The sequence below is a fragment of the Stenotrophomonas pictorum JCM 9942 genome, from assembly GCF_001310775.1.
GTDB classification, from domain to species: Bacteria; Pseudomonadota; Gammaproteobacteria; order Xanthomonadales; family Xanthomonadaceae; genus Stenotrophomonas; species Stenotrophomonas pictorum.
The window spans coordinates 1-7,652 of sequence record NZ_BAZI01000120.1 but is presented as its reverse complement, the minus strand read 5'-3'; the positions used below and the strand labels follow the sequence as shown (position 1 = coordinate 7,652).

8 protein-coding genes and 1 tRNA gene are annotated in these 7,652 nt (G+C 62.0%); 8 read left to right on the top strand and 1 reads right to left on the bottom strand.

All coding sequences use genetic code 11. From position 1 onward, the window contains the following. The 5 genes from JCM9942_RS08035 to JCM9942_RS08020 all read left to right on the top strand — a co-directional run. On the top strand, positions 1-365 hold a 365-nt coding region (locus tag JCM9942_RS08035; RefSeq protein WP_218185469.1), incomplete at its 5' end, for a hypothetical protein. After that, a complete protein-coding gene (locus tag JCM9942_RS18960) occupies positions 365-1,015 on the top strand; it encodes a hypothetical protein (protein ID WP_145974374.1) in 651 nt (216 codons plus the stop codon). The genes JCM9942_RS08035 and JCM9942_RS18960, both read left to right, overlap by 1 nt. Positions 1,016-1,025: 10 nt before the next feature. Next, on the top strand, positions 1,026-1,541 hold the full coding sequence (locus JCM9942_RS08025; protein ID WP_054658933.1) for a hypothetical protein: 516 nt from the start codon (positions 1,026-1,028) through the stop codon (positions 1,539-1,541). After that, complete coding sequence (locus tag JCM9942_RS20695) at positions 1,541-2,338, top strand: glycine-rich domain-containing protein (RefSeq protein ID WP_425478329.1); 798 nt, start codon at positions 1,541-1,543, stop codon at positions 2,336-2,338. The genes JCM9942_RS08025 and JCM9942_RS20695 overlap by 1 nt, the downstream gene beginning before the upstream one ends. Continuing rightward, positions 2,335-2,853, top strand: coding sequence for a DUF4376 domain-containing protein (locus JCM9942_RS08020; RefSeq protein ID WP_054658932.1), 519 nt, complete (start codon positions 2,335-2,337; stop codon positions 2,851-2,853). The genes JCM9942_RS20695 and JCM9942_RS08020 overlap by 4 nt, the downstream gene beginning before the upstream one ends. Positions 2,854-3,027: 174 nt before the next feature. Here JCM9942_RS08020 and JCM9942_RS08015 read toward each other — a convergent pair whose 3' ends face one another. Next, a complete protein-coding gene (locus JCM9942_RS08015; RefSeq protein WP_145974371.1) occupies positions 3,028-3,927 on the bottom strand; it encodes a hypothetical protein in 900 nt (299 codons plus the stop codon). 474 nt (positions 3,928-4,401) lie between these two features. On the opposite strand from JCM9942_RS08015, the gene JCM9942_RS08005 reads away from it, so the two are divergent. The 3 genes from JCM9942_RS08005 to JCM9942_RS07995 all read left to right on the top strand — a co-directional run bounded on the left by JCM9942_RS08005 (position 4,402) and on the right by JCM9942_RS07995 (position 7,451). After that, positions 4,402-4,485 (top strand) — tRNA-Leu (locus JCM9942_RS08005). Positions 4,486-4,507: 22 nt separating this feature from the next. After that, positions 4,508-5,797, top strand: a complete 1,290-nt coding sequence (locus JCM9942_RS08000) for a nucleotide sugar dehydrogenase (protein ID WP_054658936.1) — start codon at positions 4,508-4,510, stop codon at positions 5,795-5,797. A 31-nt stretch (positions 5,798-5,828) separates the two neighbouring features. Then, the gene (locus tag JCM9942_RS07995) at positions 5,829-7,451 is read left to right on the top strand and encodes an FMN-binding glutamate synthase family protein (RefSeq protein WP_054658929.1); all 1,623 of its coding nucleotides are present in this window, start codon (positions 5,829-5,831) and stop codon (positions 7,449-7,451) included. Positions 7,452-7,652: the final 201 nt, after the last annotated feature.

Sequence of the window (7,652 nt, the reverse complement as noted above, 5' to 3'; positions counted from 1 at the left end):
CCGCGGTGGCCGCCAAGGCCAAGGCTGCCTCCCAAACGCTGGCCGCCAGCCGGCGCGACAACGACACCCGATACCAAGAGGCCTTGAACGATGCGAAACGTGCCGAACGTGATCTTGCTGCTGCTCTGCGCCGCGGCGATGTGCAGCTGCAGCCGCAGTGGTCCTGTGATTCGCCCGGACCCGGCGCCGGTGGTGTTGCCGCCAATGCCGGCCAAGCCAGTGCCACAGGGCGCTATGACAGCGCGGCGCGAATTGTTGCGGCATCAGACGCCGACGCCGCGCTAATCGACTGGCTGTGGAATGGCTGGCGCGCTGACCGCCAGGCAGTGATAGCCGCCGGTTGTGCTGTGGAGGTCGACCCCTGATGGCCGGCCGCAAGATCAAGCTGAAGGACCAACTGGGGCGAGTGGTCCGTATTCAAGCAGGAGCCCCGGCGGCGCCGATCCCGCCTGCGCCGGCACCCGCTCAGCCTGATAGGCCACCGCCCTCGGCAACCGTCTGGAAGCTGATCCGCGAGGTACCGGCCAACCTGCAGAAGTTGGCCAAGTTGGCCGGTGCCGGCTTCGCAACGCGCGGCCCTGACGGCGAGTGGCACCAGCGGTCGCTCGCGCAGGGGCAGGGCATCGAGGTCACGAATGCAGATGGCGTTGCAGGTGACCCCGTTGTGTCGCTGGCCCCCGTCGTTCGCCCAGCTGCGGCGACAGTTTCTGCCCTGCGCGTGGTGTCTGAATCAGCTGCAGGAATTCGCCACTTGGATCCCGTTGATGGCGACTCCGTGGCTGGGATGCTGGGCCTCTCGATCACCGCCGGCAGTACCGGGGCGGCCATCAAGATCAAGACCAGCGGCACCATCGATGACGCGGGCTGGTCCTGGTCACCGGGGTTCGTGTTCGCCGGCTCCAACGGCGAACTCACCCAGGCCCTGCCGACCACCGGCTGGGAAATCGTGGTCGGGTATGCCCCATCGGCAACCCGGCTCAACCTCACTTTCGACGAGCCAGTGAAGCTGGCATAGGAGCAAGCAAATGGTGGACAAGGTCCTCTATCGGAACGCCGGCGAGACCAAGCAGTACACGCCGATCACCGCCTCGGCCGGTGCTGGCGACGCCGGCAAGATCCCGGCCCTGGGCAGTGACGGCAAGCTGGATCCTTCGATGTACGACCCGGGTGCAGACCCGAGTGAGCCGATCACCGCCAGCGAGGCGATCGGCGCCGGCAAGTTCTACAACCGATTTGCTGACGGCGGCGTCTTGAAGGCGCGCCTGGCTGACAACTCCAACGCCCGTCCCGCTCATGGCTTCGTGCGTGAGTCCGTCGCGGCCGATGCTGAGGGCACTGGCTACCCGCTCGATTCGGTCAACGATGCGCTCACAGGTCTGACGGTCGGTACCAACTACTACCTGGGTACCGCTGGCGGCGTTCTGGCGGCTCCGTTGGATGCGACTGATGCGGCCAACACCGGCAAGATCGACCAGAAGCTGGGCATGGCCAAGAGCGCCACGGAGCTGGTCACTGACGACTACGACTACGTGGTCCTGTAATGACTGAGAGACGGCCACTCGTTCGTGTCGGCGGGGAGACTGTGCAGCTCCCCGCAGGTGATACGTTGCCTGGAGGCGGCGGCATGCTCTACCGGAAGCTAGTCACGTTCACGAGCAGCCAGAACTGGACGTTCCCGGCCACGGCCCTCCCCAGTGTGCAGGTTATTTCGCGTGGGGGTGGCGGAGGGGGAGGGGGGGCAGCTGTCGGCAACGCATCAGGAGGTGGCGGTGGCGGCGGGGAGTGGAAAGAACAGAACATAAACCTTGTGCCCGGCACAAGTTACTCCGTGTTTGTAGGCGCTGGCGGTAGCGGCGGGTTTGCTGCTGACTGGAACGGCACAGGGTTTGTAACAGCTGTGGACGGCGGCGATGGTGGAGACTCTGCTATTGCCGGCACGCAAGTATTGGCTCGCGGTGGAAAAGGGGGAGCTACAGCTAATGGCTCAAACGCCCGTGGTAACGGCGGAAGCAGCGGAGCAGGAGCAGAAGCAATAACAGGCATTGGTGCCTCCTCCACTTGCACAGCAGGATCAGCCGGCGTTACCTCGGGCGCTGCAACTGCTATTCCGGCGTTCTTTGGAGAATGTTCAGGAGGCGCTGGGGCAGCATCGGCTATCAGCTCTGTGTACCCAGGAGCAGGTACAGGAGCTACGAGCGTAGGGGGCGGGGGATCTGCCTCTGAGGTAGGGTGTGGCGGTGGTGGCGCCCGTGGAGCTTCTGGAGCTTCTGGAAGTAGGACAGGAGGGGCCGGCTTTCGCGGCCAGATCGACATCATCTATTGGGACACAGTGCCATGAGCCGCATTGCACTGATCCGCGATGGCGTGGTGGTCAATGTAATCGAGGCCGATCTGGCTTTCGCCTCCTCACTGCATGGCTACGATGCAGCAGTGGAGGCTGGTGCTGCTGGCCCCGGGTGGGCCTACGCCGATGGCCTGCTTATGCCGCCGCAAACACCAGAGCCAGTGCTGTCGCTGGAAAAGTTGAAGCAGCAACTGCGCGAGCGCACCACCGCCCTGCGTTGGGAGCGCGAGACTGGCGGCATCACGGTTGGCGGCGTGCGAGTGCTGACGGGAATCGAAGATCAGAACCGGATTGCGACGGCCCTGATTGGCGCGCCTGCAACGGTGGATTTCAAGGCCGATTCCGGCTGGGTCAGGCTGACGCTTTCCGAGCTACAGACCATAGCTGCGGCGATCACCGCCCACGTCCAAAGATGTTTTTCCGCAGAGCGTGCTCATCACGAAGCGATCGATGCCTTGGAAACGCCGGAGGCTGCGCTAGCCTATGATGCGCTGTCCAACTGGCCGTAGGATTTTTCTGACACGGGGCCAAGGGGTTACCCGATAGTTTCGCATGGTGGAGCTGGCAATCTGGTATCGCCAGCAACGGCGGCGCCGGCAGTAAAACCGGAAATTCACCCGTCGGGCTATCCCTGCGCCAGCCGACCAAGAACAATGCCGTGCAACTTAAATATGGATAACCCGCTAGGCCTTCCTCAGGATATCCACTGCCGATGGACAGATCTCTTTTTTGTAGCTGCCACCACAGTAAGTAGTTAGCATCTCGATCATTGATTCTTTGTGTTTTCCACAAAGATCTTTGAGTGCTGCGACAACGCTGCGATCAATTTTTTCTGGCTTGGAACCCTTTTCCACAAGGAAGAATTGGGTGCTGGCTGCCTTTTTGCATGATTGTTCATTTGGAAGAACGTCGCGCTCTAATAGAGTCGGGATCGCGCCGAATTTTCCCGAATGCAAGATTTGGATGACAAGATGCTCGTGACTAGGGCGTAGTCCCATGCCTCCGTCGATATAAAGGGCTGTTGATCGCGCGTCACCCCGGATGATTGCCTCCTCGAATCCACGCTCACTCCAAGGCTGGCCAAGATTCGCAATTTCTTTAACTGGGTCGTCGCTGTTCTCGCGCTTGACGGTGTCTTGAACTGCTTCGGTGGCCTTCGCGATGCGGGACTGGAGTTCCACCTGCTGCTGAAGAAGGCCGGTGACCTGCTGCGCATCGGCGACAATCGCGAGGTTGTTGCTGAGCAATCCGCCCGTGTCTTTCTTGGAGTGGGAGCCTAAACCAACAGTAAGACCCGTGACCGAAACGGCGGCCAAGACCCAGACTCCAACCTGGCTAAAGGTTGGCCCTTCCCACCATGCACGCAAGTCTGGAATGCGATCAAACAGGCGTCGCATGGCGCCGGTTCCAAGTAGCAGCGACATCGCCAGTACTACAGATGCAGCAAGTCCAATGGTCAGTGGAAGTAGCCAGCCACCCTTGGGGGAGAAGAAGTCGCCTATTGCAGCAATTGCTGTAGCGGGCAGCGCGCCGCCTGCAATGGTGATTCTCAACTTCTTGGAGAACGGAATTGCGCTGGACATACTTACCCCCTAGTAAGCGGCCTTGGGCCATTTTCTTGCGGTTGCAGATGGGCGATATCAATTGAAATTACGCTTTCCGTCAAGAAGCGAGACCCTATTGGGCCTCGTACCCCTCGTCTCGCGATACCGCCACCGCTAGCAGCTGTCTCGGCCAGTGCGATTGACCCACGTCACGATTCCCGCCATGACGATCAATGTGCACAAGGCGAAGTGGGCGCGGTCGAAGTCGGCCGCACTGTATCTGCAAGCCGTTGAAGTGGAGCGGAGAGCGGAGGGGGATTGGCGCCAGCGCGAGAGGGCGCGGAATGGCGCTGCGATCCTTAGGGGAGAGGCCGAGCGGTATGCGGCGATGGCCAGGCGATGGGGCGGTTCCGCCTGATATCCTATTCCGCAATTGATCGGTGCGCCCTTGGTGCGTAAGGCGATTCAAGGGGGGGCGGCTGGGCGTTTTGCGGAACAGAAAACAGCCCAAAAGCCTTGGTACATAAGGGTTCTTGTCCGGACTTAAAATCCGCCGGCCGCGAGGCCATGCCGGTTCGATTCCGGCTCCGGGCACCACTACCTGACAATCGAGAATGGCATGAGCGACGGTATAACCGCAGCGGCGGCCCCCCGGGTCGCCATCATCGGGCTGGGTTATGTGGGGCTTCCTCTGGCCGTTGAGTTCGGTAAGACGCTCGACACGCTGGGCTACGACATCGACCCGCAGCGCGTCCAGGAGCTTCAGGCCGGGCACGACCACACGCTTGAGACCGACGATGCGGAACTGGCAGCGGCGCTGCATGTGCGCTTTACCGGCGATACCGCAGGGCTGCGCGACCGCAACGTCTTCATCGTCACGGTGCCCACGCCTATCGACGCCTTTGAACAGCCGGATCTGGCGCCGTTGCGCTCGGCCAGCGAGCTCATCGCCGCTTATCTGAAGCCGGGCGATCTGGTGATCTACGAATCCACGGTCTATCCCGGTACCACCGAAGAGGTGTGCGTGCCGTTGCTTGAGCAGGGCTCGGGACTGCGCTTCAACGTGGATTTTTTTTGCGGCTACAGCCCCGAGCGGATCAATCCGGGCGACCGGCAACGGCGTTTGCCGGATATCCGGAAGATCACGTCAGGCTCCACGCCGCACGCGGCGCAGGTGGTCGATGCGCTGTATCGCCGCATCATCCGTGCGGGGACCTGGCCGGCACCTTCGATGAAGGTCGCAGAAGCGGCCAAGGTGATCGAGAACATCCAGCGCGATGTGAACATCGCCCTGGTCAACGAGCTGGCCCTGATCTTCGACCGGTTGAGTATCGATACGCTTGATGTGCTCGAGGCGGCGGGAACCAAGTGGAACTTCCTGCCGTTCCGACCGGGGATGGTCGGGGGGCACTGCATCGGCGTGGATCCGTACTACCTGCTGCACAAGTCCGAGAGCGTGGGTTACCACCCGGATCTGATCCATACCGCGCGACAGGTGAACAATCGCGTCGTCGCGCATGTGGTCACACGGGTGCGCACGTTGCTGGAGCAGAAAGAAAAATCACTGCAGGGCGCCAGGGTGCTGGTGCTCGGTGTCACCTTCAAGGAGGACTGCCCGGATCTGCGCAACAGCCGCGCGCTGGATCTGGTGCAAATGCTGTCCGCCGCGGGCGCACTGGTGCATGCGCACGATCCATGGGCCGATGCGGCCAGCGCACAACGTGCTGCAGAGGTGGTGCTGATCGAATCCCCGCAGCCGGGAAACTACGATGCGATCGTGCTGGCGGTGGCGCACCGTCAGTTTCGTGAGTACAGCGCGGAAAAAATCCGTGCACTGGGTGTACAGGACATGATCGTCTACGACATCAAATCCGCCTGGCCGCGGGACGTTGTCGACGACCGGCTGTAGAATCCGCGCCATCTCTGATCCGAGGACGGTAATGCATCGTTATCTTGTCTATGTGCTGGCATTGATTCTGCTGCCAGTTTCTTTGGCATTGGCTTCGCATTGGCCAGCGTGGTACTGGGGCGTGGGCCTGTTTGGTGTGGCCGCGCTGCTGGGTACCTGGGACGTGTTGCAACGTCGAAGCGTGTTGCGACGCAACTATCCGGTGCTGGCGCATTTCCGTTATGGCTTCGAGTCCATCGGCCCGGAAATCCGCCAGTACTTCGTACAGAGCGATCTTGATGATGTCCCGTTCTCGCGGCAGCAGCGCCAGTTGATCTATGCGCGTTCGCGCAACGAAATGGACGTGGTGCCATTTGGGACCCTGCGCAGCGCCTACGCGGTGGACTACGAATGGATCAACCATTCCATGGCGCCGACCACCATCCCGCATCACGATTTCCGCGTGACCATCGGTGCCGAGTGCGCAAAGCCCTATTCGGCCAGCGTGTTCAACATCTCGGCAATGAGCTTTGGCTCGCTCTCGGCCAATGCCATCCGCGCGTTGAACAAGGGCGCCAAGCTGGGCGGCTTCTGCCATGACACCGGTGAAGGCTCCATCTCGCCTTATCACCGTGAGAATGGCGGTGACCTGGTCTGGGAAATCGGTTCGGGCTACTTCGGCTGCCGCGACGAGAACGGGCGCTTCAGCGAAGAGCGTTTTGTCGAAAACGCGCGCGACGATCAGGTCAAGATGATCGAGATCAAGCTATCGCAGGGCGCCAAGCCCGGCCACGGCGGCGTGCTGCCAGCGGCCAAGGTCAGTGCGGAGATTTCCCTCACCCGCGGCGTGCCGATGGGCGTGGATTGCGTCTCGCCGTCCAAGCACTCGGCGTTCTCCACGCCGGTGGAGCTGCTGCAGTTCGTTGCGCGTCTGCGTGAGTTGTCCGGTGGCAAACCGGTCGGCTTCAAGCTGGCGATCGGCCATCCCTGGGAATGGTTCGGTATCGCCAAGGCCATGCACGAAACCGGTTTGCTGCCCGACTACATCGTCGTTGATGGTGCTGAAGGCGGTACCGGCGCCTCGCCTGCGGAATTCATCGATCACGTTGGCGTGCCGATGAATGAAGCGCTGATCCTGGTGCACAACACGCTGATCGGTCTGAACCTGCGTGAGCGTATCCGCCTGGGTGCGGCGGGCAAGGTGACCAGTGCATTTGATATCGCACGCACCATCGCGCTGGGCGCGGACTGGTGCAATGCCGGCCGTGGCTTCATGTTTGCGTTGGGCTGCATCCAGGCGCTGAGCTGCCACAACGACAAGTGCCCGACCGGGATCGCTACCCAGGACCCGAGTCGCTGGCGTCACCTGGAGCCGGAAGACAAGGGCCAGCGTGTGCGCAACTACCACGCCAATACGATGCGCGCGTTGCGTGACCTGTTGGGCGCTGCCGGCCTGAACGATCCTTCCGAACTGGGACCGGAACATATCCTGCGGCGTGTTTCGCCGGTGGAGATCCGTTCGCTGGCTTCGCTGTATCGTTATCTGGGACCGGGCGAGCTGCTTGACCGGGTGCCCGAGCACGTCGTGTTCCGCGAGTACTGGGCGGATGCGCGCAGCGATTCGTTCGCACCGCCGGCACGCATTTCGGGGTTGCGCGGCAGCAAGCTGCAGTGATCTGCCCCGGTGCGGAGACGGTCGCACCGGCATCGCAAATGAAAACACCGCCCTTGCTCGACAAGGGCGGTGTTTTTTTACAGGTCGCGGTTGTCGCGCCGCGGTGTAATCAGCGCGCCAGCCACTGGATCACCCCTTCGGCGGCGCGCCGGGCGCTGGCGTAGCAGGCGGTAAGCAGGTAGCCGCCGGTCGGCGCTTCCG